Annotated in this window: 1 protein-coding gene; it reads left to right on the top strand. The window is 68.2% G+C overall.

Annotated features, from left to right (window positions below; genetic code table 11):
- Positions 1-196: 196 nt before the first annotated feature.
- The coding region (locus ACGFU7_RS48265; protein WP_393705194.1) for an ISAs1 family transposase at positions 197-1,085 on the top strand (889 nt) is incomplete at its 3' end.

The raw sequence follows: 1,085 nt of genomic DNA, 5'->3' as shown, positions 1-1,085 counted from the left end.
CAGGGCTTGCGCAAGTTCCCGAGTCGCCCAACTGGCGTGAGGATGCAGCGAGTTGGGGAGGGCGACAGAGCGGACACGGGATCCGTGATCATTCAGGTGTCTAAGCCAAGTGATCAAGAGGATTCCCGTGTCCGCTGTCTCATCTTCTCCGATCCCTGCCGTGTTGGCCAAGTTGAGTCCGATCCGTTCGGACGACATGTCTGACCTGCGGTTCTTCCTGGAGGCAGTGCCCGATCCTCGCTCCCGGCGGGGCCGCTGGTACTCGCTGACCTCGATCCTGCTGGTCTGCGCGGCCGCCGCGGTCTCGGGAGCCCGGACCATCGACGAACTCGCCGAGTGGGGCGCCCGCGCCGACGCAGAGCTACTCGCCACGCTCGGCGTGCGCCGTCACCTGCTGCGCTGGCGGCATGCACCGTCCAGGTCCGCGATCGGGAGGGTTCTTGAGCGTCTCGACACCGATGCGCTCGATGCGGCCGTGGGAGCCTGGCTGGCTCACCGCCATACCGCCGCAGCCCCGGGCAGGCGACGAGTGATCGCCGTGGACGGCAAGGCACTGCGCGGCTCCGCCCGCCTGGACCAGCCCCGCCGGCACCTGCTGTCCGCCGTCACCCACGGCTGCCCAGTCACCCTCGCCCAGGCTGAGGTTGGGTCCAAGACCAACGAGACACGGCACTTCCAGCCCCTGCTTGCACCGCTCGCTCTGGACGGAGACGTGGTCACCTTCGACGCGCTGCACTCCGTGAAGGCCAATGTCGCCTGGCTGGTGGAGAGCAAGAAGGCGCACTACGTGGCCGTGATCAAGCCCAATCAGCCCACCGCCTGGGCCCAACTGGACGGTCTGGACTGGCATGCCGCGGCCATCCAGCACACCGCCTCGAACAAGGGACACGGCCGTCGCGAGTCCCGCTCGATCAAGGCTCTCGCCATCGCCGACAACCTCGGCGGCATCGCCTTCCCCCACGCGAAGCTCGCCCTACGCGTTCACCGCCGCCGCAAAGAGACCGGCAGGAAGGAGACCCGCGAGACCGTCTACGCGGTCACCAGCCTCGACGTCCACCTGGCGACACCGGCCGAACTCGCCTCCC

This window comes from Streptomyces sp. NPDC048473, assembly GCF_043200155.1.
Lineage (GTDB): Bacteria > Actinomycetota > Actinomycetes > Streptomycetales > Streptomycetaceae > Streptomyces.
The sequence above is the reverse complement of the archived record's forward strand: the minus strand, read 5'-3'. Positions and strand labels throughout refer to the sequence as shown.